Origin of the sequence: Streptomyces nigra (assembly GCF_003074055.1) — a bacterium.
Taxonomy (GTDB): domain Bacteria; phylum Actinomycetota; class Actinomycetes; order Streptomycetales; family Streptomycetaceae; genus Streptomyces; species Streptomyces nigra.
Map to the genome: position 1 here is coordinate 6,492,015 of NZ_CP029043.1, position 24,159 is coordinate 6,516,173.

Here is a 24,159-nt window from a genome sequence, read left to right on the forward strand (position 1 = left end):
TAAAGGTATGGACCACTTTCGTCAAGACATGAAGTAAGCATGCGTGCGGGGGAGTTGAAGCAGGCGGAAGGGAGTGGGGGCGCGGAAGTGGCGATATCCGCTCAGCCTGGTCCCGCGAACCGGTCCATCAACGCGTCCAGGCCGTCCGTCAGATCCGCCCGCCCGGCCCGCTCGGCGAGCGCGGGAGCGGTGGCACGCAGCCGCGGCAGCTCCCGCGGATCCATGTGGTGCAGCCCCAGCCGGAACCCGGACTCCGGCTCCTGCGGGTTGTCCACCATGGCCTGCAGCTCCACCGACACATAGCCGAGCACCCACCCCGTGAAGGCGCGGAAGAGCCGCGCCGAGCGGGCCGTGTCGAGCCCGGCCTCCTCGAACAGCGTCAGCACCCGCTCGTGATGCCGCAGTGTCGCCGCCGGGCGCCGGGCGAGCGGCACGGCCAGCATCCGCGTGGAGAGCAGCGGCACGACCTGTGGATGGTCCAGGCAGATGTCGTACGTCACCAGCGCCACCCGGCGCAGCTCGGCCCGCCAGCCGTCGGCCGCCTCCCCGGCGCTCAGCCGCTCCTCCAGCTCCGCGTGCAGAGCCTCCACCAGGCCGTCCAGCAGAGCGTCCTTCGAGGAGGCGTAGCGATACAGGGCCATCGCCTCGACGCCCAGTTCGGCACCGAGCCGGCGCATGCTCAGGGCCGACAGGCCCTCCCGGTCGACCAGGCGCAGGGCCGCGCCGAGGACGCGCTCGCGGTTCAGCCGCCCGTAGCGGCCCCGGTCGCTGGCACGCCGCGCCGGTCCGGGTCCGGGCTCCTTCGCCATGGCCGACCTCCTCGCCGTCACCCCGGGCGACCGTACGGTTACGACGTCAACGTACGCGATCCGGGGCGGTCCGGCCCGGTTGCCGGGCCCGAACGGCCGCGTAACATGTACATATACGCCGTAAACGGGTGTCGTAAACACATGGGCGAGTGACCGTCATGAGCGCACCCATCGAGGACTACGCCCTCATCAGTGATCTGGAGACAGCGGCCCTGGTCGGCCGGGACGGCTCGGTCGACTGGCTGTGCCTGCCCCGGTTCGACTCGCCGGCCTCCCTGGCCGCCCTGCTGGGCACCCGGGACAACGGCACCTGGCGGCTCGCCCCGCTCGGCGCCGGCCGCTGCACCGGCCGGCGCTACCGGCACGACACCCTGCTGCTCCAGTCGCGCTGGACGACACCCACCGGCACCGTGCGGGTCACCGACTTCATGCCGCCCCGCACCGGGCTGCCCTGCGTCGTCCGCCTCGTCGAAGGGGTGTCGGGGACCGTCTCCCTGCGCAGCGAGCTGCGGCTGCGGTTCCACCAGGGCCGGGTCGTGCCCTGGATCCGCGCCGTAGAGGGCTGCTCGGTGGCGATCGCCGGACCGGACGCCGTCTGGCTCGGCACCGAAGGCCCCGTCGAGCGGTCCGGCGCCGACGACCGTACGGTTCACGACTTCACCGTCACGGCCGGCCGGCGCGCCGCCCTCACCCTGGTCTGGTCGCCGTCCCACCGGCCCGGACCGCCCGCGCCGCTGGCCGTCCCGGCCGAGACGATGCTCAAGGAGACCGCCGACTTCTGGCGGCGCTGGACCGCCCAGTGCCGCTACGAGGGCCCCTGGCGGGACGCCGTCGTACGGTCCCTGATCACACTGAAGGCACTCATCTACGCGCCCACCGGCGGGGTCGTCGCCGCGCCCACGACATCCCTGCCCGGCCGGATCGGCGGCGACCTCAACTGGGACTACCGGTACTGCTGGCTGCGGGACTCCGCCCTGACCCTGTCCTGCCTGCTGCGCAACGGCTACCGCGAGGAGGCCACGGCCTGGGTCGACTGGCTGGTGCGCGCCGTCGCGGGCGACCCCGCCGATCTGCAGACCGTGTACGGGGTCGGGGGCCAGCGCCTGCTGCCCGAGACCGAGGCGCCCTGGCTGCCCGGCTACGAGGGCTCCCAGCCCGTCCGCTTCGGCAACTCCGCGGCCGGTCAGTACCAGTTGGACGTCTACGGCGAGGTCCTGGACGCCCTGTGTCTGTCCCTGCGGGCCGGCATCGACCTGCCCGGCCATGTGTGGAGCCTCGTCGAGGCCCTGATGGGCCATCTGCTGCGGCACTGGCGCGAACCCGACCAGGGCCTGTGGCAACTGCGCGGACCACGGCGGCAGTTCACGCACTCCAAGGTGATGGCCTGGGTCGCCGCCGACCGGGCGCAGCGGATGGGCCGGATGCTCGGCCGCGACGGCGCGCGCGAACGGTGGCGGGCCATGCGCGACCAGATCCACCGCGAGGTCTGCCGGGAGGGCTGGGACCCCGCCCGCCGCACCTTCACCCAGTCCTACGGCTCCCCGACCCTGGACGCCTCCGCGCTGCTGATCCCCCGGCTCGGCTTCCTGCCGCCCGAGGACCCACGGGTGCGCGGCACGGTCTCCGCGATGCGCTCCCTCGGCCACGGCGGCTTCGTGCGGCGCTACACGCCCGGCCGGGGCGCCGAGGACGGCCCCGAGGGCACCTTCGTGGCCTGCTCGCTCTGGTACGCCGACGCCCTCGCCGCGACCGGCCGGACCGGGCAGGCCCGTGAGGCGTTCGAGAGGGTCCTCGCCATCCGCAACGACGTCGGTCTGCTCGCCGAGCAGTGGGACCCGGACGCCGGCCGCCAACTCGGCAACGCGCCCCAGGCGTTCAGTCACATCGCCCTGGTGGAGACGGCGTCCGCCCTGACTCCCCGTACCCGTACGGATTGAGCTGCTGGAACCGCCAGGCGTCCCGGCACATGTCGTCCAGGCCGCGGGTCGGCCGCCAGCCCCAGGCACGCGTCACCGCGCCCGCGTCCGCGACCAGTTCGGCCACGTCGCCGGGGCGCCGGGGCCCGATCTCGTACGGCACCCGCCAGCCGGTCGCCCGCGAGAACGCGGCGACGACCTCCAGGACGGAACGGCCCTCGCCCAGGCCCAGGTTGAACACGTGCATGCCCGTCGCGTCGCCGAGGTGGTCCAGCGCCAGCCGGTACGCGCCGACCGCGTCCATGATGTGCAGATAGTCGCGGACCGTCGTCCCGTCACGCGTCGGATAGTCGCCGCCGAACACCCGCAGCAGCTCCCGCCGGCCGCCGGCGACCCGTGCGAGCGACGGCAGCAGATTGTCGGGCTCACCGGGCGGATCGGGGCCCAGCAGACCGCTGGGGTGGGCGCCCGCCGGATTGGCGTACCGCAGGCACAGCACCGTGTAGTCCGGCCGTCTGCGGCACACGTCGGCCAGGATCTGCTCGCACGCCCACTTCGACGCGGCGTACGGGCTCATCGGCCGCACCGGCGTCGACTCGTCGAGCGGACCGGGGCCGGCGTCGCCGTAGACCGCGCACGACGACGAGAAGATCAGGCGGCGCACCCCGTGCTCGTCCATGGCCTGCAACAGGGAGGTGGTGGCGCCGACGTTGCTGTCGTAGTACTCGACGGGCATGCGCGTGGACGCGCTCACCGAACGCAGGCCGGCACAGTGCACCACGGCGTCCACGGCGTGCCGGTCGAAGACGGCCGACAGCGCCCGGCGGTCCCGGACGTCCAGCTCGTACACGGCGCCGACGAACCGGCCGGCGATGCGCTCCAGCCGCTGCAGCACCCGCGGGCTGCCGTGGGAGTAGTCGTCGACCACGATCACCTCGTAGCCGTGGTCGAGCAGATCGACGCAGGCGTGGCTGCCGAGGAACCCCGCACCGCCGGTGACGAGGACCGTCGACGGTTTACTCACCGGCACGCCGCGCGTCATGGGCAGCCGCTCCCGGATCGCTCACAACGTCGTACATTTACGACGTATACCTCGACTATGCGCCTCGCGTCCGTTAGCGTCAAACGAACCGGCGACCGCGCCCGGCGGCCGCCGTCCCGCCCGTCAGACCACGCAGCCCACGTGCGCCAGCGCCTGCTTCAGCAGCACGCCGTGCCCGCCCGGCATCTCGCTCTGCACCGCCGGGGACAGGGCCTCCTGAGGACTGAACCAGACCAGGTCGAGGGCGTCCTGCCGGGGCCGGCAGTCTCCGCTGACCGGGACGACGTACGCGAGGGACACCGCGTGCTGACGCGGGTCGTGGTACGGCGTGACGCCCTGCGTGGGGAAGTACTCGGCCACGGTGAACGGCTGGAGCGCGGTCGGCACCCGGGGCAGCGCCACCGGTCCGAGGTCCTTCTCCAGGTGGCGCAGCAGCGCGTCCCGCACCCGCTCGTGGTGGAGCACGCGGCCGGAGACCAGGGTCCGGCTGACCGTTCCGTCGGGTCCGATGCGCAGCAGCAGGCCGATGCTGGTGACCTCGCCGCTGTCGTCGACGCGCACGGGCACCGCCTCGACGTACAGGATCGGCATGCGGGCGCGTGCCTGCTCCAGGTCGTCCGTGGACAGCCAGCCGGGCGTGGTTTCGGTCATGTCAGACATTGCTTGATCATACTTTCCGGGAGTGCGGACGCTCGGTCGTGGTCGGGTGGGCGGAGGGGTCGGCGGACGGTTCGGCGGAGGAGAGACCGTACAGGCGGCGGGCGTTGTCGCCGGCCGTCCACGCGGCGATGCGCAGCGCGTCCGGCAGGCTCAGGTCGTCGCTGTCCACCCGGTCCTGGAGCAGCTCACCCAGGCCGCGGCGGAACGCCAGGGCCCCCAGGGTGTGGAACTCGGCCAGGCCGTAGGCGTCGGAGCTGTGGAGCAGTTTGCGGAACGGCGTGATCTCCAGCGCCTCCGCGAGCACGGCCCGCGCCCGGGCCGGGCCGACATGGTGCAGGGCGAGCCCCACGTCCAGGTACACATGGTCGAGGACGGCGGCCAGATAGGCGGCCTCGCGCTGGTACGGCCAGCAGTGCAGGAACAGCACCGGGATCGCGCCCCTGATGAGGTGCAGCCAGTCGGTCAGCAGGACCGGGTTCGCCCGCTGCAGCCGCAGATCGGCGTCACCGAACCCGGTGTGCAGCTGCAGGGGCAGGCCGAGGTCGACCGCCGTCCACAGCAGGTGCCGGGTCAGCACCGGGTCGGAGAGGCGTCCGCCGTCCGTCAGCCACTGCCGGGCCGAGGCGGTGACCAGCGCGTCGGTGGGCCGGGCCGGCTCCAGGTCGAGGCCGGTGCGGTACGCGGCCACCGACTTCACGGCCACCACCTCGGGACGGCGGACGGCGTCCTCGACGGCCGCGTGGAAGGCGTCGGCGTACTCGTCGGGCTCGACCCCCGAGGCCGCGACCGACTCGGCGACGGCCTCCAGACGGACCACCACATGTGCGGTGGCCCCGGCCGCCTTCGCGAGCTGCCCGGGTGTGGTGAGCGGCACCGGTGTGTAGCCGGTGTCCACACAGAGCGCCGCCACACCCGCCGCCCGCAGGAACCGCCGGTTCACCTCCGCCGCGCCCAGCTCGGCGCGCCGGGCCAGATAGGCGTCGGCGGGGGCGTGCCGGGGCAGATCGAGCAGGGGAGCGCAGTCCCGGCGTACGGACAGCCCCACCGGGGTGTCGAAGGCCGAGCCGCCGGGCCCCGGCTCGCCCTCGGTGAGCAGGGAGTCGAAGCCGGCACGGTCCAGGTCCCCGGTGACCACCCCGTGGCAGTGGTGGTCGACCAGCGGCATGGCCGCGAGCGCCTCGTGGACCGGTCCGGTGCCGCCCACGTCAGTACACCCACCGGTAGGCCGCCGCGACCCCGTCGTCGTCCAGCCCGTCGACCCGCGCGATCTCGCCCTCCCGTACGGCCGTCACGGCGTCGGCGAGGACCGGCCCGAGCGCGCCGCGCAGCACCTCGTCGGTACGGAACTCCCCGACGGCCTCGCCGAGCGAGACGGGCAGCCGGCGCACCCCGAGCGTCGCCGCTTCCCGGGCGTCCAGGTGCGCGGGATCGCCGGTGACCTCTTCGGGCAACCGCGCGTCCGACGTCATGCCGTCCAGGCCGGCGGCGATCAGACAGCCCAGCGCGAGATACGGGTTGGCGGCCAGGTCGACCGGTTTGACCTCGATGTTCGCGGTCTGCTCGCGCCGGCCCACGGTGCCGGTCACCAGGCGCAGCCCGGCCTCCCGGGTCTCCCTGCCCCACGCCGTGAACGCGCCCGCCCACTGCGAGGGCCGCAGCCGTAGATAGCTCGCCGGGCTCGGCGCGGTCACCGCGGTCAGCGACGGCAGCCGGCCCAGCACCCCGGTGGCGAACGCCTCGGCCTCGGCGCGCATCCCGTGGCGGCGGTCGCCTCCCGCATGCAGATTGACGCCCTCGCGCCAGACGGACAGATGGACGTGACCGCCGTTGCCGACGCCCCGCCCGAGCAGCGCGGGCGCGAACGACACCGCGAGTCCGTGGCGCCGCGCCACCGCGCGGATCGTCTGCCGCACCAGCACACTCCGGTCGGCCGCCGCGACCGGGTCCAGCGCGGCCACCGACAGCTCGAACTGCCCGGCCGCGTACTCGGGATGGAACTGCTCGGTCTCGACCCCCTGCCGGGCCAGCGCCGCCAGCAGCTCCGCCGCGCAGTCGCTCAGCTCCACCTGCCGGGCGGCGCCGTACGCGGGTGCCGTGACCGCGGGAACGAAGGCCCCGTCGGGGCCCGGCGGGCGGGCGAAGACCCACTCGATCTCGATGCCCGCCCGGAACGTCACCCCGTGCCGCTCGGCGGCCTCCCGGACCGTCCGACGCAGAAACGTACGGGCGCACGCCGGGTGTGGCTCGCCCTCCTGGGTGATCCGGTCGACCGGAGCCCAGGCCCAGCCGGGCTGCGCGGCCAGCTCGACCAGCGCGGTGAGATCCGGGTAGAGGCGCAGATCGCCGTCCGGGGAGCCGAGGACGTCCGTGGTCACGACGGAGTCGTCCGCGAGGAACGTGTCGAACACGGGCGACATCCCGACGCCCCAGGCCGCCGTCGAGGGCAGCTTGGCCGTCGGGACCGTCTTCACCCGGCCGATCCCCGCCGTGTCCACGTACACCAGCACGACCCCGTGCACACCCCGGCCCGCCAGCTCGCCGCTCAGTGCGGTGGCCCGTTCGACGTCCCCGGGACGCCCTCCCGGGACGGGGTCGGCAAGGGTGGTCATACGGTCTCCTCGACGAACTCGGCCGCCGGGGGCGGGCGGTGCGGTGGGGCGGGTCAGGGCTTCACGGCCACCGCGCCGTACTGCGGCACCGGGGCGGGGGAGCCGTCGGCCCGCCACTGGGCGCAGGAGACCATGCCCGGCTCCAGCAGCTCCAGTCCCTCGAAGAACGCGGCGATGTCCTCGCCGCTGCGGGCCGTGATCGGCGGGGTGGCGTTCTCGTTCCAGAACTTCATCGCCGGGATCTGGCCCTCGCCGCCGAGCTCCGCGTCGAACGTGGGGTGCGTCAGCACCAGCAGGCTGCCGGAGGGGACGGCGGCCATGACGCGCCGCACGATGTCCCGGGCCCGGTCGTAGTCCAGCACGAAGTTGAGGATGCCCAGCATCATCACGGCGACCGGCTCGGTGAAGTCCAGCGTCTCACCCGCCCGTTCCACGATGGCGTCCGCGTCGTGCACGTCGGCGTCGATGTACGCGGTGACGCCGTCCCGGGTGCCGGTCAGCAGGGTCCGGGCGTGCACCAGCACGATCGGGTCGTTGTCGACGTACACGATCCGGGACTCGGGGGCGATCCGCTGGGCGATCTCATGCGTGTTGTCGGCCGTCGGCAGCCCGGTGCCGATGTCGAGGAACTGCCGTACGCCGCGTTCCCCGGCCACGTGGGCGACCGCCCGGCCGAGGAACTCGCGGTCCGCGCGCGCGATGTCACGGATGATCGGGAACATCCCGGCCACCTGCTCGCCCACCTGCTGGTCGACCTCGTAGTTGTCCTTGCCGCCGATCCAGTAGTTCCACACACGCGCGTTGTGCGCCACACCGGTGTTCAGCCTCGCCGACCCGCCCGACGGGGTGTGGCCATCGCTCACGACTCGTCCTCTCCTCGCACGCACGACCGAAACCGGCCATCACCGCCATTGTGCCGCTCCGTTGATCACGTTGTCCCGGGAATCGGCACAGCCGGTACGTCGTCGGCGTGCGGGCGGGGCGCCGTCGACGCGTCAGTCGAACTGGCTGGGCGAGGCCGCCGGGGACCTGCCGGCCAGGACGTCCTGGAGCCGCTGCGTGCCCAGCTGCACCGCCGACCGCACCGAGTCGTCCTCGTCGCCGTCGAGGCCGCCCGCCGTGACGGTGATCGCGTTGTCGCCCACCCGGACCGCCGCCACGTCCAGGGTCAGCGTCGCGTCCGTGCCGTCGACCGGGCCGCGCACCGTGACCCGCAGGCCCTCACGGGCGTCGCCCACCGAGGGCAGGGAGCTCTCGGTGACCTGGACGGTCCGCTCCTCGCCGTTCTCGGTCATCGTGAACCGGTCGCACTCCTGCGGCAGTTTGGCCATCCAGTTCAGGGAGTCCTGGACGTCCGTCCGGTCGTAGGCGGCGACCTGGTACAGCAGCCGTGAGTCGCCCTCGGTGAAGCCGCGCAGCGCGTTCGCGCCGGACGGCTTGCCCAGCAGGTCGTCGTCGAAGAGCGAGTCCATCAGCCGCTGGCAGTCGGCGGCGTCCGTCTTGGCGGACAGGAAGTCGGAGACGTCGACCTTGCCGATCAGCAGCCCGTCGTGCCAGTTCTCCGCCTCCGTGTCCTTCACCTGCGTCCAGTCGTCCTCGATGTCCGCCGCCGTGATCAGCGCGGTCTCGGCGCCGGACTCGGTGAGGGTGCCGGTCGGCGAACCGGACGGCGAGCCCGTCGGGGAACCGGTCGGTGACTCCGTCTGCTGCCGGGCGGCGGGTGACGCGCTGACGCCCGGGGCCCCCGCATCCCGGCCGCCCTCCTGGGCACAGGCAGCGGTGGCGAGCAGGGTGCCCGCCGTCAGGGCCGTGGACGACAGGACGTGGGCGAGTCGGACGGTACGACGGGTCATCGGGAGTGCCTCCTGAAGTCGGGACGCGTGTCCCGTTCAGCCCATCACCGGCCCCGCACACCCACCATCGGCCACGGCCCGTTCGGGTGAGAGCACCCGGACGGGCCGTGATCAGTTCCTAGGCCGTGTCCGCAAAGTCCCGCCTGCCGTTCGACGCCCGGCACTCCCCCAAGCTCTTCGAGCAGGGGGGACCCCCACTCGCCGCACCGGCCGGCCACCCGCGTACAACCAGTACGCGGGAGCCCGTCCGGCGCGCCGAGAGCACGCACCGGACGCCGCTCGGCCCGCCCTCCGGGCGGACGACGCGACTTTACGGACACGACCTAGCGGCTTCGGCAACGCTCGTGATCGATACACCTAGGGCTTCAGTGGGTCGTGCCCGATGGTCATGAGCTCGTGCCGATGCCGGGTCTGCTCCGGCTCGGGTTCGTTCTCCAGGTCGGTGCGCTCGGACACGGTGTCCACGACGTCGTACATCACCTGGATGTCGTCGTCCGTGAGGTCGGTGCGGCGCTTCTGGAGGATCGCGAGCACATGCTGCCCGGTCGGGTTGCCCGCTTGGTCCGGCAGCGGCTCGGCCGTCTCGCCCGCGTCGCTGACCCGCAGCCAGGCCGCGAGTTCCTGCGAGGTCATGTTCACGACGCGGTGGAAGTCCTCCCACAGCGCGTCGAGTTCGAGGGCGTCCGTCACGGGGTGTTCCTTTCTCCTTGAGTCGCCTGTCCCGGCCGTCGTTCGTCGCCTGTCTCAGCCGACGCCTGCCGGGTGTCTCAGCCGTCGCTCGGCCAGTTCTCGGCGTCGAACATCCAGCGCTGCTTCTCCAGGTCGCCGGTGACGGTGATGAGCAGGTCCTGGGTCACCGGGTCCGGCTCGGCGGTCGCCGCGACGCGCTCGCGCAGCCGTGTGACGGCCGAGCCGAGGGCGTCCACGACCAGCTGCACGACCCGGGTGTCCCGCAGCCAGCCCGCCTCGGGACCGGGCAGCGCGAAGGCGCCCGCGATCGTCTCCGGGCGGCCGTCGGGAGCCACCCCGATCGCGGCGCAGCGCTCGGCGACCGTGTCGGCGTGCGTCCGGGCCAGCGTCACCACCTCGTCGAGCTGGAGGTGGATGGAGCGGAAGCGCGGGCCGACGATGGCCCAGTGCGCCTGCTTCCCGATCAGGGAGAGTCCGAGAAGATCGACGAGGGTGTCCTGGAGCGCGTCCCCGGCGACCTTGCGGGCCGCCTCCGGAAGGGTGCTGGTGACCATGGCCATGTCGAGCCCCTCTCTGGCGTGGTCGAGCGTGGTCGAGGCCGGCGGAGCGGTGCGGCCGGCGGAGCGGTGCGGCACCTTCCGTCACAGCGATGCCGCGACCACTCCCTGCGTGCGCGGGTGCCCCGAGCGAACCGGTGCAAAACGTACGACGGCCCGGTGGTCGCGCGGGCCGCCCATCGTGGTCGTACGGCCCCGGGGCGGCGTATCTTCCCAGCGGGGCGACAGTCGGTCTATAGTCCGAAACTAGCGGTGCTAATTAACGGGGTGCCGCTGCCACCCGCCCGGTCAGGAGTCCAGTCGTGCGTCCCGTCCACTTCGCGGCCGCCCGCCGCACCCCCATCGGCAAACTGCGCGGAGCCCTGTCGTCCGTCCGCCCCGACGACCTCGCCGCCGCCGTGATCCGGGGCATCGTCGCCGACGTCCCCGCGCTGGACCCCGCGCGCGTCGACGACGTGTACTGGGGTGCCGCCAACCAGGCCGGTGAGGACAACCGCAACGTGGCCCGGATGGCGGCCCTGCTGGCCGGACTGCCCGACTCGGTGCCCGGCGCCACCGTGAACCGTCTGTGCGCGTCCGGACTGGAGGCGGTCACGACGGCCGCCCGGACCATCGCGGCGGGCGAGGCCGACATCGTGCTCGCCGGCGGCTCCGAGTCCATGAGCCGTGCCCCCTTCGTCCTGCCCCGCCCCGACGAGGCGCTGCCCCACCGCATCGAGACCGTCGACACCCGCCTCGGCTGGCGGCTGGTCAACCCGGCCATGAAGGACCTGCACGGACTGCTGTCCATGGGCGAGACCGCCGAGGAGGTCGCCCGGCGCCACGGCGTCTCCCGCGAACGCCAGGACGAGTTCGCGCTCCGCAGCCACCAGCGGGCCGCCGAGGCCCGTAAGAACGGGCACTTCGACGACGAGATCCAGCCCGTGGAGCGCCCCGACGGCGTGGTCGTCGACAGCGACGAGTGCATCCGCGAGGACACCTCCTACGAGAAGCTGTCCCGGCTCAAGCCCGTCTTCCGCGCGGACGGCACGGTCACCGCCGGCAACGCCTCCCCGATGAACGACGGGGCCGCCGGACTCCTCCTGGTCAGCGAGGAGGCGCTGAACGACCTCGGCCTGGAGTCCCTCGGCCGCTATGTCGCCGGCGGCTCGGCCGGCGTCCACCCCGACGTCATGGGCATCGGCCCGGTCCCCGCCACCCGCAAGGTCCTCGACCGGGCCGGCTGGACCGTCGCCGACGTCCAGGAGGCCGAGTTCAACGAGGCGTTCGCCGCACAGGCCCTGGCCGGTGTCGACGCCCTCGGTATCGACCTCGACCTGGTCAACGCGAGCGGCGGCGCCATCGCCCTCGGGCACCCGCTGGGCTGCTCCGGCGCCCGCATCCTGACCACCCTCCTGCATCGGATGCGCCGCACCGGGGCCGAGCGCGGCCTGGCCACGATGTGCGTCGGCGTCGGCCAGGGCAGCGCGGTACTGGTCGAACGGCACTGAGCCGGCCCGGGTCTCCCGGCCGGCGGTCTCCCGGCAAGCGGTCTCCCAGCAGGCGAGACGGACTACCAGGACCTGATGTCCGCACATACCATCGGTCCCCGCATGGACACGATGACGCTGTGGCAGATCACCGGCTGGGAGTTCGCCGCCCTCGCCGGCGCGGCCCTCCTGGTCGGCTTCTCCAAGACCGCCGTGAGCGGCGCCAACACGGTCAGTCTGGCGATCTTCGCCGCCGTACTGCCCGCCCGCGCCTCCACCGGGGTCCTGCTGCCGATCCTGATCGCCGGTGACGTGCTCGCCGTCCTCACCTATCGGCGGCACGCCCACTGGCCCACGCTGTGGCGCCTGTTCCCGGCGGTCGCGGCCGGCGTCGTGTGCGGCACGCTGTTCCTGGTGTGGGCCGACGACGGCGCCGTCCGCACCTCGATCGGCGTGATCCTGCTGATGATGGCGGCCGTGACCGTGTGGCGCCGCCGCGCCGCCGAGCGGGAGGCCGACCCCGACGCCGTCACCACCCGCTCCGGCCGCCTCAAGGCCCGTTCCTACGGTGTCCTCGGCGGCTTCACCACGATGGTCGCCAACGCGGGCGGCCCGGTGATGTCGATGTACCTGCTGTCGGCCGGCTTCCGCAAGCTCGGCTTCCTCGGCACCTCCGCCTTCTTCTTCCTGATCGTCAACACCTCCAAGGTGCCGTTCAGCGCCGGGCTCGGCCTGATCGACGGCTCCTCGCTGCTGCTGGACGCCGCACTGGTGCTGTTCGTCGTCCCCGGCGCGCTGCTCGGCACCTGGGCCGTCGGCCGGATCAACCAGCGGCTCTTCGAACAGCTGGTGATCGCGGCGACGGTCGTGGGCGGGCTCCAGCTGCTGCTGCGCTGACGCCCGCCCGTCGGCCCAGGGGGCTGGCTCAGGGGCCCAGGGGCTCAGGGCGCGATTCCGACCCCTTCGACCCTGCTCCACGCCCGCTCCTGAGCCGCCGTCATGGCCGGCCACCGCAGACCGCCCGGACGCGGCTCCACCCGCGAGGCGTACGGCCCCGGACGGAAGGCCGGATCGTAGAAGCAGCCCGTGCCGTACGTCCGGTCGAACGCCGCGCACGACGCCGCCAGGGACCGGGGCGTCGGCCGGTGCCCCGTACGCACCCAGGCGTCCAGCGCCGTGACGGACGTGGCGTACTCGGCGTCGCTCAGCGCGCTGTGCTCGTGCTCCCGCGTGAACGACTGCACCAGGAACCGGTCCCGTCCCGCGCCCCGCAGCGTGTCCCGGTACGCCGCCTCGTGCTCCACGAACGCCGTCGGGTCGTCGATCGCGTGCATCGTCAGCACCGGCACCCCGACCCGCCCGGTCAGATCGCTGTCGTACGACAGATCGCGTACGGCCGTCGGGTCGGGGGAGAAGCGCTCCACGCCGGCGTTCAGCGCCGCGTCGTCGTGCGAACCGGAGTAGCGCACCCCCTGGTTCCCGAACGGGTTACGGCCGCCGAGGCGCTCGTGCACGATGTCGCGGAACGTGAAGGTCGCGAACCGCAGATGCGACTCCAGCGTGCGCTCCGGGACGTCGGTGACCGCGAGGATGTCGTCGAGGTTGCGCTGCTGGAGCGCGGTGCGCTCGGCCGGCGCGGAGGCGTACCCGGTGCACTCCTGGAGCCGGGCGCGCAGCCCCGCCGACGTCATGGTCGACCCGGCCCGCAGCCCCTGCCACAGCGGGTACTGCGGCTCGGTCGGGCGGGGGTGGTTGGCGCAGTAGTACTGGTAGACGACGCGCAGGTCGACCCGGTAGTCGTACCCGCGCGACCCGCCGCCGAGGACGCCGTTGGTGAGCAGCGCCCCGTCGTAGGCGCCGCCCCGGCGGCCGTACGTCTCCACGACCTTCGCGGCGACGTCGCCGCCCCACGACTGGCCGTGCACGAAGGTGCGGCGGGGCCGCCCGAACTCCCCGACGAACACCTTCCTCACGCTCTCCGTGTCGGCGGCCGCCATCCGCGTCCCGTAGCCGCCCCGGCGGTACGAGGAGCCCGCCCAGGCGTACCCCTCCTTCACCATCACCGACCAGCGGCCCAGGTCGTCCAGGCTGCGCGCCGGGTCGGACTCCGCGCCGAGGTCGGGGCCGCCGTGCGCGTGCACCACCAGCGAGCCGTTCCAGTCGGTGGGCACCGCGAGGGCGTAGTGGGCGCCGTTCGCGTCCCTGCCGGTGTAGCAGTCGGCCCGCCCGGCGAGTTCGTCCGGGCAGGCGGCGCGGACCGGCGCGGCGGTCTCCCCGCGCGCCTGGGAGGCCCCGGCCAGCAGCCCGGCGGCGAGCGTCCCCGCCAGTACGGCGGCCAGCGCGGTGCGCCGGGTGGCCGTCACCGGGACCGGGACCGATCTGCGGATCACTGCCTGCGTTCTCGTCGTCCAGTCCAAGACGCTGCTCCTCGCCCTCGCGTTCGCCTTCGCACTCGTCCTCGGCCACGCCGACGCGTCGTCGAGCCGTGCGCGGCGATGCTAGGGAGCGGGAGGACACGCCCACCACGGTCCGGCCGTTGTGTTCATAGTGTTCGTCCGACGTCAGGGCGCCGACACACCTTGGACGCCCACCTCGTACGCTCGCCCCATGTCCCCGCGCCACATCCTTCTCCTCGGCGGCACCACCGAGGCGCGTGAACTCGCCGCGGCCCTCGCGGCGCGCCCCGGCGTGCGCGTCACCACCTCGCTCGCCGGACGCGTGTCCCGCCCCGGCGCGGTCGCGGGCGACGTACGCGTCGGGGGCTTCGGCGGCGCCGAGGGCCTGGCCACGTGGCTGCGCGCCGAGGAGGTGGACACGGTCGTCGACGCCACGCACCCCTTCGCCGTGTCGATCACCGCGAACGCGGTGCGCGCCGCGCGCACGACGGGCGTGCCGGCCGTCGTGCTGCGACGCCCCGGCTGGCGCCGGGAGCCCGGCGACCGCTGGCACGAGGCGGCCTCACTCGCCGAGGCCGCCGCGCTTCTGCCGGATCTCGGGCACCGGGTGCTGCTGACCACCGGCCGCCTCGGCCTGGCCGCCTTCGCCCACCTCACCGGTCAGCGGTTCGTCGTCCGCTGCGTCGAACCGCCCGAGCCGCCCATGCCCCCGCACACCGAAGTGCTGCCGGCACGCGGCCCGTTCACGGTGCCGGGCGAGACGGAGCTGCTGCGCGACCACCGCATCGACGTCCTCGTCACCAAGGACAGCGGCGGCGCGGCGACCGCGCCCAAACTCACGGCCGCCCGCCGGCTGGGCCTCCCCGTGGTGGTCGTACGCCGCCCCGCGCTCCCGGAGGGAGTGGAGGCGGTACCGGACGTGCGGGGCGTCCTGGAACGGCTCGGCCTGGACGACCGGACCGTGTGACCGTCACCTGGTCAGCGTCTCGAAGCCCGCGGCGGAGCAGTAGGCGACGGCCTCGCCCTCGGCGTTCGTATCGCCGCGGACCGCCATGACGGTGACGTCGAGCATGCTCCCGTCGTCACCGGCGCCCTCGTACGCGGCGCTGGGCAACTGCCGCGCGGCGCTGACGACCGCGTCCCCGTCCGGGACGGCACCGGACTCGGCGCCCTCCTCGGTGGCGGAGTTCCTGGCGCGCTGCCAAGAGCCCAGCTCCCTGCAGTAGTTCTCCTGCCACGCCCGGTCCATCTCCGAGGCACCGGAGTCTCCGGAGTCGCCGAAGCCGTCGGAGCCGTCCGACGAGCAGCCGCCCACCAGCCCGGCGACCACTGCGGCGGCCACGACCCCTCGCACGATCCGTCCCGCGCGCCCGCGGCTGTGCCCCATGGACCTGCCCCCCATTCGACTGGACTCGCCCTCACCCGACCGGATCGCGCCGGCCGCCCCGCGCTACCGCTCCCGCGGGTTCCTGCGCAGCAGATAGGTGTCCATGATCCACCCCTTGCGCTCCCGGGCCTCCGCCCGCAGCCGCTCGATACGGGGCGCCGCCTCGGCGATCGGGCCTGAAACCAGGATCTCGTCGGGCGTCCCCAGGTAGGCGCCCCAGTAGATGTCGAGGTCCTCGTCGGCGTACTGCCGGAAGCGCTGATGCGCGTCGAGCATGACGACCACGTCGTCCACCCCGTCCGGGAACCCCTCGGCCAGCCGCCGCCCCGTGGTGATCTGCACGGGCCGCGCGACCCGGTTCAGGCCGGTGCGGTGCCGGGCGGCCAGCGAGGAGACGCTGCTGATGCCGGGGATGACGTCGTAGGCGAAGGCGACCGTCCCGGACGCCAGCACCTCCTCCAGGATGGCGAGCGTGCTGTCGTACAGCGCGGGGTCGCCCCACACCAGGAAGGCGCCCGTCTCGTCCTCGCCCAGCTCGTCGGCGATCAGCCGCGCGTAGATCCCGGCCCGCGCGCTGCGCCAGTCGCCGACCGCGGGGGAGTAGGCGGCGCCCCCGGCGGAGCGGTCCCGGTCGGGGTCCCGTGCCTCGACGATCCGGTACGTCCCCTCCGGCACGTGCGCGTCCAGCATGTCCCGGCGCAACCCCGTGAGGTCCGACTTCACCTCGCCCTTGTCGAGGATGAAGAACACGTCCGTATCGCGGAGCGCCCGGACCGCCTGCAGCGTCAGCTGCTCCGGGTCGCCCGCGCCGATGCCGATCACATGAATGGTTCGCACGCCCCGAGTCTGCCGCACCTGTCCGAGGGGCCGGACACCGCGTCCCAGGCGGCCCGATCGGTGCGCTGTCCCGCCCTACACGGCCCCCCGCAGCCGGGGCGCCCGCGCCCCCGCGTCCACGGGCCCGCCGTCCCGTTCCACCTCGTCCGCCAGCTGCCGGGCCCACGCCGTCAGGGCGGCCGGGTCCATGCCGTACGGCCGGGGCTCCCCGGTCACCGCCGTCCACTCCTCCACGGCGCCGGCGCCGCGCCGCAGCAGACGGGCCCCGCCGGTGGTGTTGCCGCGCGCCGCGTGTGTGAGGCCCACCGCGAGCTGGGCCAGCCCCCGCCACAGGGCCCGCTCCTCCTCGGGGCCCGACTTCCAGGCGTCCTCGAACACCTCGTGCGCGTGGAACGGCTTCCCCGCGTCCAGCAGCTCCTGCGCCTCGGCGACGGTCTCCGCCGGGGTGCGCACGACCCCCTCGGGCTGCCGGTCGACCCCGTCCGCGCCGTACGGCAGGGGCCGCCCCAGCCCGTCCCGCGGCCGGGCGTTGCGCGCCCGCCCCTCAGGGTCCCGATCGCGTTCCCCGGCCTGTCCTCGTTCCGACGATGTGCTGCCCATGCACCCGATTGTCCCTCCCCGCCCGTACGACACGGACGCCCGCTTCGGCGTCGGGACGGAGTGGGGTAAAGTGCTGTCCGCCCGATCGCGCGGTACGCCGTGCGGCAGGCACCGGGACGTGGCGCAGCTTGGTAGCGCACTTGACTGGGGGTCAAGGGGTCGCAGGTTCAAATCCTGTCGTCCCGACGGTTTCGATCAGCGGGTCTCGCCGTACGCGGCGGGCCCGCTGTTCGCGTTCCGGCGGCATGATCGGTGTGGCGGCGCGGGCGGCGCCGGGATGGTGGAATCGCCCCATGACCAACTCGCTCAGTCACCCGGCCGGTGCCCGATGACCGCCGGTATCGACACCCCCGACCGCCGCGGCCGCACCGGGCTCGACCGGGCCGGCCGGGACCTCACCGGCAATCCCCGGGTCCGGGTCCGCGACGTGCAGCTGCTGTCCAGCCACTGGTACGTCGAGCGCACCACCACCTTCGACTTCCAGCACGCCGACGGCACCTGGACCACCCAGCAGCGCGAGACCCACGACCGGGGCAACGGGGCCACGATGCTGCTCTACGACGCCGCGCGCGAAACCGTCCTCCTCACTCGCCAGTTCCGCTTCCCCGTCTACGTCAACGGCCACCCCGACGGCATGCTGGTCGAGACCCCCGGCGGACTGCTCGACGAGGACGACGAGCACCCTGAGATCGCCGTGCGCCGCGAGGTGGTCGAGGAGACCGGGCACACCATCGGCGCCGTCCAGCATGTCTTCGACGTGTACATGAGCCCCGGCTCGGTCACCGAACGCGTCAGTTTCTACGCCGCCGAGTACGGCCCGTCGACCCGCACCCACGAGGGCGGGGGACTGGAGGAGGAGGGCGAGGACATCGAGATCGTCGAACTGCCGTTCCGGCGGGCCCTGGAGATGATCCGCACGGGGGAGATCGCCGACGCCAAGACGATCATGCTGCTGCAATGGGCGGCCCTGGAGGGGCCGTTCGCGAAGTGACCACCCAGCCCCCGCGTCCCGGCCCGCCCTGCTGACCGGCCGGGCCGGGGGTACGCTCCGAAGAGGAGCCGAAGGAGAGTGGCATGCCTCTGTTCCCGACCGAGCGGTCCGTGCGGACGACCCCGGAAGGTCTCCTGTGGGAGCCCAGTGACCGCTGGGTCCGCGGCCGCAAGGGCGAGGTCACGGTCGTCGACAGCAGGCACCCGGTCCTGGTCTGGGAGCCCGACGTCCCCGTCCCGTGCTACAGCTTCCCGCGCGAGGAGGTCCGCACCGACCTCCTGCAGCCGGCCCGCAACCCCACCCCCGGCCGCCATACGGGATCGCAGATCTTCTACGACCTCCTGACCGGCGGCGAACTCCTGGAGAACGCGGCCTGGACGTTCCCCGCCGCCGACCTCGCCGGGCACATCTCCTTCGAGTGGTTCTGGCGCCGGGGCAGCGGACTCGACCACTGGTACGAGGAGGAGGAAGAGATCTTCATCCACCCGCGCGACCCGCACAAACGCGTGGACGCCCTCCCCAGCAGCCGCCATGTCCGGGTCGAGATCGACGGGACGGTCGTCGCCGACACCCGGCGCCCGGTGCTGCTCTTCGAGACCGGGCTGCCCACGCGCTACTACCTGCCGCGCGAGGACGTCCGCCTCGACCTCTTCGAACGGACCGACCACAGCACCGGGTGCCCGTACAAGGGCACGGCCGAGTACTGGACCTGGCGCGGCGAGGGCGAGGTCCCCCGGAACATCCTGTGGAGCTACCCCGACCCGCTGGCCCCCGCGGCCGCCGTGAAGGGGCTGCTGGCGTTCTACAACGAAGCGGTCGACATCACCCTGGACGGCGAACGCCTCCAGCGGCCCCGGACGCCGTTCAGCGACACGCTGACCCCGTCCCGGACCCGGTAGGAGAGACCCCGCCGGCCGGCCGAGAGGGGGCCGGATGACGCTCACCCGGACGCTGCGGGGCGTGCTGCCCCTGCGCCCCGCGGGACTCCTGACCCGCCCCGCCGACACCCGGCGGGCGCTGGCCCTGGCGGACTCGCTCGGCGCCGACAGGGCCCGCGCCGCCCGCCGGACCTTCTCCGACCTGCTCGTGTTCGAGCTCGACGGCGACCCGCCCGCCCTGGTGAAGCACCCGCGCAGCGCACGGGCGACGGACTCGCTCACGGACGAGTGCGCCACCGTCCGGAGCCTGGCCGCGGACGAGCGCCTCGGTGACTGGCGGCGGCTGGTGCCCGCGTTGCGCCTGTGCCGCCTGGACGGCCCGCGTCCCTCGCTCGTGGTGGAGAGCCGCCTGCCCGGCGTCCCGGCCGACACACTGCTGCGGCGCTCACCGTGGCTGGCCCGCCCGGTCGCGCTGTCCGCGCTCGAGGAGATCCGCCGGCTGCACCGGGCCACCGGACACGCCGGGCAGGCCACGGACCCGTTCGAAGACTGGGTCGACAGACGGGTGGCCGTGCTCGCCGACGAGATCCCCTGGTGCGGCCGGGGCCGGGGCGCCGACGCCCTCGGCGCCGTGCGGGACCGCCTGGCCCACGACCTCGCCGGCCGCCCTCTGCTCGTCGGCTGGACCCACGGCGACTTCCACCCCGGGAACGTGCTGACGGACCGGCGCGGGACGGTGTGCGGGCTCATCGACTGGGCGGGAGCCGTCCCCGACGGGCCGTGCGTGCTCGACTGCCACACCTTCGTCCTGACCCTGCGGCACCAGCGGGAGCGCCGGCAGTTCGGGCACGTCGTCGCCGACGTCGTCCGCGCGGGAGCCCTGCCGCCCGGGGACCGGAGGCTGCTCGCCGAGGCCGGCGCACTCGGCCCGGATCCGCGCGGACAGGTCGCGCTCACCCTGCTGACCTGGCTCTGGCACGTCGCGGGCAACGCGCGCAAGTCGGCCCGCTACGGCCGCAGCCGGCGCTGGGTCGCCGACAACGTGGTGCCCGTGCTCGACGAGGTGGCCGCCCGCGGCACGCCCTGACGTCCGTCCGAGAGGAGGCCGACGTGCACACCCGCTCCGGTGTCCGGACCGTCCCAGCCCGTGTCACCACTCCCGTCCCCCGGGGCCTCTGGTGGGAGATCGCGGCCGGGGACCCGGACTGCCGCGTCACCCAGACACCTGCCTGGCTCGACTGCCTGTGCGCCGAGGGCCACCACCGGGACGCCGGCCGGCTCTACGAGTTCGACGACGGCACCCGGGTCGTCCTCCCGCTGACCGGCACCCACCGGCCCGGGCCGCTCGACGCCCTGGAGTCCTGGCCCGGCGGATGGGGGATCGGGGGGCCCGTAGTCCAAGGCGACGCCGTACCCGGCACGGCACGGGCGGTCTACGCCGACCTCCTCCGCGAGCCCGCGTTCCGGGTGGGCCTGCGCCTGCGCCCCGGCGACGGTGACATGTGGGCGGCGGCCGCCCCCGCCGCGTTCCGCACCCAACCGCACACCACCCAGGTCGTGGACCTCACCGGCGGCATCGACTCCGTACGGCGGGGCTACCACAGCCAGGTGCGCCGGGACGTCCGCCGGGCCGAGCGGATGGACGTCGAGGTGGAGGTGGACCGCACCGGCCGACTCGCACCCGTCTTCTACGGGTTGTACGAGAAGTCGATCGAACGCTGGGCCGGCCGGCAGCACGAGCCGCTGGCGCTGGCCCGGCTGCGCAGACGGCGGGACTTCCCCGACAGCCGGCTCGCCACGGTGGCGGAACGGCTGGGGGAGTCCTGCGCCATCTGGGTGGCCTGGTACCAGGGGATGCCCTGCGCGTCGATCGTCGTACTGCGGCACGCGCGCCACGCCAAGTACTGGCGTGGCGCCATGGACCGCGAGCTCGCCCACCCCTGCCGGGCCAACGCCCTGCTGCACCACCTCGCCATCGAGGACGCGTGCGCGGCGGGCTGCGACCGGTACGACATGGGGGACTCCGCCCCCGGGTCCTCGCTCGCCCACTACAAGGCGAACTTCGGGGCGGCGAGCCTGAGCAGCCCCCGGTGCCTGAGGGAGCGGCTGCCGCTGTCCGCCGCCGAGCACGCGCTGCGGGAGACGGTGAAACGGGTCATCCGCTTCCAGGACGCCTGACGCCGCTCGGCCCGTGTCCCGGCTGCTCAGTCCGCGTCCTTCCAGATGTCGAGGGGCTTGGCGTCGGCGCTGTGCCCGAGCGGGTCGAGGCCGTAGGCGTCCAGGATCGTCCGCAACAGGCCGTACAGGTTGTTCGGCTGGTCGTGATCGCCCGGCTCGACCTGCTCGCCGACCACGATGGTCGGGATCCGGTTGTCCTCGTCGCCGCCGCCCTCGTCCTCGTCCCAGGTGACGACAAGCAGGCTGTCGTGGGCCTTCGCCCAGCGGACGTAGTCGCCCAGGTTGTCCCGCAGCCAGGTGTCGGCCCGGCGGACGCTCCCGTCGTGCATGTCGTTGTCGAGGTTCGGCACCACGAAGGACACCGTCGGCAGCTTCGAGTAGTCCTTCGGGAAGTCCGTGAAGGGCCGGTTCACGGACGCCGGCAGGCTGGTGAAGTTCACCCAGGGGTTGTGCCGGCGTACATACGCGCCGCTGGTGCAGCCGCGGTAGCCCACCTCCGGCAGGTCCTCCGCGTAACCCGTGAAGGTCAGGTCCGCCTGGAGCAGCTCCGAGCCGAGGCTGCGGCCCGGGAAGTCGTGCGGGCAGTCGTTGTTCTTGACGCCCTGCGTCGAGCCCGAGAACAGGGCGATGTAGTTCGGCTGGCTCGGGTAGGTGATGGCGAAGAACTGGGTGAGGTTGGCTCCCTCGCGGGCCAGTTGGTTGAGGTACGGCGCCTGCGCGGAGCCGATGATGCTCTCGTAGCTGCGGTTCTCCTCGATGACCACCACGACGTGGTCCGGCCGGGGCACACCGCCGCTGTCGTCGTCGGAGCCACCGCAGCCCGCGGCCAGCACGGCCAGCGCGGCGGACACGGCGACGAGGGCCCTGGTACGGCCGCCCGGCCGGCCGGACGGCCTCACTCGTGGTCTCACAGCGCTCCTTCCGGACGGGGGACGGCTGCGGTGAGAGACGGCCGGTGCGCGCGTCCCACCTCTCAGCCGTCGCACGCTGCCGGGTACATCAAACGGAACTATCCTGATTTCTAGCACTAATGCCTCAAAGAGGTGGTGTGAGTCGCTGTGCGGGAGGCGTCCTGATGGGCAGGCGTTCGACGCTGACGAACGACCGGACGGCGCCGCACTCCAGCGCCGAGGCGCGTCTGTCCGGTGGCTCAACGGTCGCCCGAACAGTCTCTCCGCGCTCCAGGACGCTGCACTGGGCGGCCCGTGTCCCCCTGCCCGTCGCCCTTCTGCTGTGGCTGCTCTCCCTGCGTGGCGTGCGGCTGGACCGGATGGACGACCTGGGGCTGCTCCAGGTGCTGCCCGTGCTGTTCTGGGTCGCCCTCGGCCTGCTCGTCACCGGCTTCTGTGTCGCCCTGTCCGACCGGCGCACTCCGGGGGGCTGGTTCGCGGCCTATGTGCTGGGGCTCATCGCCGTCCTGCACGCCACACCCTGTCTGCTCTACCCCACGCTCCGGTACGGCTGGGCGTGGAAACACGTCGCCGTCGTCGACGCGATGATCCGCAACGACGGCCGGGTACCCGGCGCCGAGCAACTCGACGTCTACGACCAGTGGCCGGGCTTCTTCCACCTCAACGCCCTGGTGGTGCAGGCGACCGGACTGGAGTCCGCCCTCGGGTACGCCGTGTGGGCCCCGCCGGTCCTCAACGTCCTGCTGCTCGCGCCCCTGCTGCTGGCCTATCGCGCGGTGACCCGGGACCGCAGGCTGATCTGGGGGGCCGTCTGGGTCTACTACTCGTGTTCCTGGGTGGGGCAGGACTACTTCGCGCCCCAGGCGTTCGCCTTCCTGCTCTTCGTGACGATGATCGCGCTGGTCCTGCGGCAACTGCCGTCGGCGGCGGACCGCTCCGCACAACCCGCCGCCGCGGGCTGGCCGCTCGGCCGGCTCGCGGCCGTCGTGCTGATCCAGGCCGCGATCGTCTGCTCCCACCCACTGACCCCGCTGATGATGGTCACCGCGCTGGTGGCGCTGTCGATCCCGCGCCGCAACCGCCGGGTGGCGGTCCCCGCGTTGTGCTCGGCCGTCCTGCTCACCGTCCTGTGGGACACCACCGTCGCGCGGCCCTATGTCTTCGGCCATCTCGGTGAGTTCGTGAACGCGCTGACCGAGCCGGACTCCAACGTGGCCTCCGGGCTGGCCGCCCTCGGCGACGCCGCGCCGGGGCAGATCCTGGTGTCCTGGATCGACCGCGGGCTGTCCGCCGCCGTCTTCCTGCTGGCGGCCGTCGCCTTCGTGGCCCGCCCCTGGACCCGGCGCACCGGTATGCCGCTGCTCGTCCTGGCCCCGCTGCCCGTCCTCGCGGCCAACGCCTACGGCGGCGAGATGATCTTCCGCGCCTATCTGTTCGCGCTGCCCGCCGCGGCGTTCATGGTGGCAGCCCTGCTGTTCCGCTGGGACCGCCGGCCCCGTCTGCGGGCGCTGGCCGTCTGGCCGGTGCTGCTCGCCATGCTCGGCGGACTGCTGTTCGGCTACTACGGCAAGGAGTCGGCGAACAGCTTCACGAAGGACGAGGTGGCGGCGGCCCACTTCATCACGGCGACCACGCCGCCCGGATCGCTGATCGTCACGCTGACCTCGGACGTCCCCGGCCTGGACATGAACTACGACCTGCACCCCCGCATCCAGCTCAACGAGCAGGACACCGACGACCTGAGAGAGGTGGCAGAGAACCCGCTGCGCGGTCTGGAGCCGTTCATCGAGGGCGCCACCGTGCTCGAACCGGCGTACATCCTGCTGAGCCGTGCCCAGGAGGCCGAGCTGTACCTCAACGGGACCCTGCCCGCCGACACGATGCGGCGGCTCTCCCGGCAGATGTCGGAGACCTGGGGCTTCGTGCCCGTGTACCGCAACGAGGACGCCGTGGTCTACCGCTACCAGAACCCGGACAACTGGGAACAGCCATGACGGTGTTGCGCGCGCGGGTGGCGCGGAGCGTCGAGGGGCGGTGGGTGCGGCTCGGTCTCGCGCTCTCCGGGTGGGTCGCGTCGGCCGTGGCCGCCGCAGCGCCGGACGGGTCCGTGATACGGGTCTTCGTCACCACGGCGTTCCTGTTCCTGGGCCCCGGTGCCGCGGCCGTGCGCTGGACCGGGCTCGCGTCGCGGTCCGACGCGGGCTGGCCCGCGCTCCTGGAGACCTGTCTGCTGACCCTCGTGCTCAGCGCGTGCCTGACCGCCGTCGTCACCGTGGCCCTGTATCTCATCGGCGTGTTCACCATGATCCGGGCGCTGATCGCCCTGGCCGCCGTCACCTCCCTCCTGGCGCTGCTGCCCGGGGATCGGCGGTAGGG

Annotated in this window: 25 protein-coding genes and 1 tRNA gene; 12 read left to right on the forward strand and 14 right to left on the reverse strand. The window is 73.3% G+C overall.

The genetic code is table 11. The features are described from left to right. Positions 1–101 precede the first annotated feature (101 nt). On the reverse strand, positions 102–809 hold the full coding sequence (locus DC008_RS29840; RefSeq protein WP_108709624.1) for a TetR/AcrR family transcriptional regulator: 708 nt from the start codon (positions 807–809) through the stop codon (positions 102–104). Positions 810–967: 158 nt separating this feature from the next. Between DC008_RS29840 and DC008_RS29845 the strand changes: the two genes are divergently transcribed. After that, positions 968–2,746 (forward strand): glycoside hydrolase family 15 protein, encoded by a 1,779-nt coding sequence (locus DC008_RS29845; RefSeq protein ID WP_108709625.1) that lies wholly within the window; start codon positions 968–970, stop codon positions 2,744–2,746. On the opposite strand, the gene galE is transcribed toward DC008_RS29845, so the two are convergent. The 8 genes from galE to DC008_RS29890 all read right to left on the reverse strand — a co-directional run bounded on the left by galE (position 2,685) and on the right by DC008_RS29890 (position 10,139). After that, positions 2,685–3,767 carry a UDP-glucose 4-epimerase GalE gene (gene galE, locus DC008_RS29850; protein WP_108709626.1) on the reverse strand — a complete coding sequence of 361 codons (1,083 nt, stop codon included), beginning with the start codon at positions 3,765–3,767 and terminating at the stop codon, positions 2,685–2,687. The genes DC008_RS29845 and galE overlap by 62 nt on opposite strands. Before the next feature lie 123 nt (positions 3,768–3,890). Beyond that, a complete protein-coding gene (locus DC008_RS29855) occupies positions 3,891–4,418 on the reverse strand; it encodes an NUDIX hydrolase family protein (RefSeq protein WP_164492474.1) in 528 nt (175 codons plus the stop codon). Between the two features lie 16 nt (positions 4,419–4,434). Next, positions 4,435–5,592, reverse strand: coding sequence for an amidohydrolase family protein (locus DC008_RS29860; RefSeq protein WP_108710928.1), 1,158 nt, complete (start codon positions 5,590–5,592; stop codon positions 4,435–4,437). 40 nt (positions 5,593–5,632) lie between these two features. Then, positions 5,633–7,036 carry a type I glutamate--ammonia ligase gene (locus DC008_RS29865; protein WP_108709628.1) on the reverse strand — a complete coding sequence of 468 codons (1,404 nt, stop codon included), beginning with the start codon at positions 7,034–7,036 and terminating at the stop codon, positions 5,633–5,635. Between the two features lie 53 nt (positions 7,037–7,089). Further along, a complete protein-coding gene (locus tag DC008_RS29870; RefSeq protein WP_108709629.1) occupies positions 7,090–7,899 on the reverse strand; it encodes an SAM-dependent methyltransferase in 810 nt (269 codons plus the stop codon). Between the two features lie 132 nt (positions 7,900–8,031). Then, complete coding sequence (locus DC008_RS29875; RefSeq protein WP_108709630.1) at positions 8,032–8,889, reverse strand: hypothetical protein; 858 nt, start codon at positions 8,887–8,889, stop codon at positions 8,032–8,034. Between the two features lie 357 nt (positions 8,890–9,246). Further along, positions 9,247–9,579: a DUF3140 domain-containing protein gene (locus tag DC008_RS29885; RefSeq protein ID WP_108709632.1), complete on the reverse strand. Its 333-nt coding sequence runs from the start codon at positions 9,577–9,579 to the stop codon at positions 9,247–9,249. A gap of 77 nt (positions 9,580–9,656) precedes the next feature. After that, positions 9,657–10,139 carry a Dps family protein gene (locus DC008_RS29890; protein WP_108710929.1) on the reverse strand — a complete coding sequence of 161 codons (483 nt, stop codon included), beginning with the start codon at positions 10,137–10,139 and terminating at the stop codon, positions 9,657–9,659. Between the two features lie 299 nt (positions 10,140–10,438). On the opposite strand from DC008_RS29890, the gene DC008_RS29895 reads away from it, so the two are divergent. Further along, positions 10,439–11,626, forward strand: a complete 1,188-nt coding sequence (locus DC008_RS29895; RefSeq protein ID WP_108709633.1) for a thiolase family protein — start codon at positions 10,439–10,441, stop codon at positions 11,624–11,626. A gap of 102 nt (positions 11,627–11,728) precedes the next feature. After that, a complete protein-coding gene (locus DC008_RS29900; RefSeq protein WP_108709634.1) occupies positions 11,729–12,502 on the forward strand; it encodes a sulfite exporter TauE/SafE family protein in 774 nt (257 codons plus the stop codon). Between the two features lie 44 nt (positions 12,503–12,546). Here the strand turns inward: DC008_RS29900 and DC008_RS29905 are convergent, their stop codons facing one another. After that, positions 12,547–13,968, reverse strand: coding sequence for a hypothetical protein (locus DC008_RS29905; protein ID WP_244221442.1), 1,422 nt, complete (start codon positions 13,966–13,968; stop codon positions 12,547–12,549). Between DC008_RS29905 and DC008_RS35555 the strand changes: the two genes are divergently transcribed. Beyond that, positions 13,958–14,107, forward strand: a complete 150-nt coding sequence (locus DC008_RS35555) for a hypothetical protein (protein WP_164492234.1) — start codon at positions 13,958–13,960, stop codon at positions 14,105–14,107. The two genes, DC008_RS29905 and DC008_RS35555, sit on opposite strands and share 11 nt — an antisense overlap. Before the next feature lie 105 nt (positions 14,108–14,212). Further along, positions 14,213–14,968: a cobalt-precorrin-6A reductase gene (locus tag DC008_RS29910; protein ID WP_108709636.1), complete on the forward strand. Its 756-nt coding sequence runs from the start codon at positions 14,213–14,215 to the stop codon at positions 14,966–14,968. A 3-nt stretch (positions 14,969–14,971) separates the two neighbouring features. Here the strand turns inward: DC008_RS29910 and DC008_RS29915 are convergent, their stop codons facing one another. From DC008_RS29915 to DC008_RS29925, 3 genes are all read right to left on the reverse strand, one after another. Then, entirely contained in the window at positions 14,972–15,343 is a 372-nt protein-coding gene (locus DC008_RS29915; protein WP_123954043.1) for a hypothetical protein, read from the reverse strand. 108 nt (positions 15,344–15,451) lie between these two features. Beyond that, on the reverse strand, positions 15,452–16,225 hold the full coding sequence (gene cobF, locus DC008_RS29920) for a precorrin-6A synthase (deacetylating) (RefSeq protein ID WP_108709638.1): 774 nt from the start codon (positions 16,223–16,225) through the stop codon (positions 15,452–15,454). A gap of 75 nt (positions 16,226–16,300) precedes the next feature. Continuing rightward, complete coding sequence (locus DC008_RS29925) at positions 16,301–16,825, reverse strand: DUF309 domain-containing protein (RefSeq protein ID WP_108709639.1); 525 nt, start codon at positions 16,823–16,825, stop codon at positions 16,301–16,303. Positions 16,826–16,937: 112 nt separating this feature from the next. On the opposite strand from DC008_RS29925, the gene DC008_RS29930 reads away from it, so the two are divergent. From DC008_RS29930 to DC008_RS29950, 5 genes are all read left to right on the forward strand, one after another. Then, a tRNA-Pro gene (locus tag DC008_RS29930) sits at positions 16,938–17,011 on the forward strand. Positions 17,012–17,153: 142 nt separating this feature from the next. Further along, entirely contained in the window at positions 17,154–17,816 is a 663-nt protein-coding gene (locus DC008_RS29935) for an NUDIX domain-containing protein (RefSeq protein WP_115507282.1), read from the forward strand. 83 nt (positions 17,817–17,899) lie between these two features. Then, positions 17,900–18,715, forward strand: a complete 816-nt coding sequence (locus tag DC008_RS29940; protein ID WP_108709641.1) for a DUF427 domain-containing protein — start codon at positions 17,900–17,902, stop codon at positions 18,713–18,715. 34 nt (positions 18,716–18,749) lie between these two features. After that, positions 18,750–19,781, forward strand: a complete 1,032-nt coding sequence (locus DC008_RS29945; RefSeq protein WP_108709642.1) for an aminoglycoside phosphotransferase family protein — start codon at positions 18,750–18,752, stop codon at positions 19,779–19,781. Positions 19,782–19,804: 23 nt separating this feature from the next. Next, the gene (locus DC008_RS29950) at positions 19,805–20,872 is read left to right on the forward strand and encodes a GNAT family N-acetyltransferase (RefSeq protein ID WP_108709643.1); all 1,068 of its coding nucleotides are present in this window, start codon (positions 19,805–19,807) and stop codon (positions 20,870–20,872) included. A 26-nt stretch (positions 20,873–20,898) separates the two neighbouring features. On the opposite strand, the gene DC008_RS29955 is transcribed toward DC008_RS29950, so the two are convergent. Further along, positions 20,899–21,783 (reverse strand): alkaline phosphatase family protein, encoded by an 885-nt coding sequence (locus tag DC008_RS29955; protein ID WP_244221443.1) that lies wholly within the window; start codon positions 21,781–21,783, stop codon positions 20,899–20,901. A 164-nt stretch (positions 21,784–21,947) separates the two neighbouring features. On the opposite strand from DC008_RS29955, the gene DC008_RS35560 reads away from it, so the two are divergent. After that, on the forward strand, positions 21,948–23,777 hold the full coding sequence (locus tag DC008_RS35560; protein WP_164492398.1) for a glycosyltransferase: 1,830 nt from the start codon (positions 21,948–21,950) through the stop codon (positions 23,775–23,777). Continuing rightward, entirely contained in the window at positions 23,774–24,157 is a 384-nt protein-coding gene (locus DC008_RS29965; protein ID WP_108709645.1) for a hypothetical protein, read from the forward strand. Before DC008_RS35560 ends, DC008_RS29965 begins: the two co-directional genes overlap by 4 nt. The last annotated feature ends 2 nt before the right edge of the window (positions 24,158–24,159 follow it).